This is a genomic window from Phormidium sp. CCY1219 (genome assembly GCF_055795085.1).
This window is the reverse complement of record NZ_JAYFEQ010000685.1, coordinates 1-1,373: the sequence shown is the minus strand read 5'-3', so window position 1 is coordinate 1,373 and position 1,373 is coordinate 1. Positions and strand designations below refer to the sequence as shown.

The 1,373-nt window shown below is 43.9% G+C and carries 1 protein-coding gene; it reads right to left on the bottom strand.

Features of this window, described 5'->3' with window-relative positions; genetic code table 11:
• Positions 1-1,373 (bottom strand): group II intron reverse transcriptase/maturase (gene ltrA / locus AC0QH1_RS20100; protein WP_324633078.1); only part of this gene is annotated, 1,373 nt, incomplete at both ends.

Below are 1,373 nucleotides of genomic sequence, written 5' to 3'. Positions count from 1 at the left end.
TTACTCCAGTAAGCCCAATCTCCATCAAATGGAGACTTATCACCTTTGACTTTGATGTGTCGCTTGATAGGCGTTTCCATGTGTTTCAATAGTCTCAGCCCATCTTGCGCTTGAAACGTCCATTTTCCATTGGCTCCATGATGGTAATACTTTCTGAGCTTATTAATGGACGCTTTTCCGCATCTTGATACTGTCCATGCCCTTAAGGCCCCCCAAACCTTATCGTCGAGTTTGGAGAATGTTTCTTTGGATACTACTGTGCTGTAATAATTACTCCATCCTTTTATGACTGGATTCAGTCGTTTGATTAATACGGCTTGTGGGGCTGTTTTATGAGCCTTTATGACCGCCTTAATTGCCTTGTAGTGTTCCTTGACTGACTTCTTGCTTGGTTTTATGTTGAGCTGGAATAATCCTTTGCCAGCCCCAGTGTTTGTGGCCTTGTACTTGCCAACTGTTTTATGGCGGATATTGAAACCTAAAAAGTCAAAACCTGCCTCTCCCCCTTCTTCTGAGAATTCATGGGTATGGCAGATTCTTGTCTTTTCGGGCTTAAGCTTTAATCCAACTGGTTCCAGCCATTGTTCAATCAGGTTACGGGCTTTTAGTATGACTTCTTTAACTGGCGAGAGAACCACGAAGTCATCGGCGTATCGAATGATTTTCGGGCGATAGTTTCGTTCTTGTTTTCCGTTAATGGTCTTAGTCTTGGAAAAAGCATTAACAACCGAATTTATCATCCCATGTAAGGCAATGTTGGCCAGGAGTGGACTAATGACTCCACAAGGTGGAGTTCCTGACTCTGTTGCCTCAAATACGCCATTATCCAGAACGCCGGCTTTAAGCCATTGTTTGATTTTCCGTTTGAACACGGATGGACAATCTAGTTTGGACAGCAGGTAATCATGGTTAATTCGGTCGAAGCATTTTGCAATATCTGCATCTAATACCCAATTTGGTCTCTTATGCACCTTTTTGAATATGGCATCAATCGCATCATGTGCCGACCTTCCTGGCCTAAATCCGTATGAGTCTGCCTCAAATCGAGCTTCCCATTGCGGTTCTAGTGCCAGTTTAACCAAAGCTTGCTCAGCTCTATCTCTTATCGTCGGAATCCCTAAAGGACGCTTTTCATCGCGACCTGATTTAGGAATCCATATTCTACGTAAGGAGCGGGCTTTGTAGTTATTCCCAAGTTTTTGGGCTAATTCCAGTCGTTGTGTAGGCCAGAGGGATTTTACTCCGTCTACCCCGGCAGTTCTTTTGCCCTGATTGTCTTGGGTTATTTTCCTTACTGCCAAGAGCTTCGCGTAATAGGACTTACTTAAGAGTCTTTGAAGATGCCTTGCTTTCTTGGACTGTCCAGACCGTTC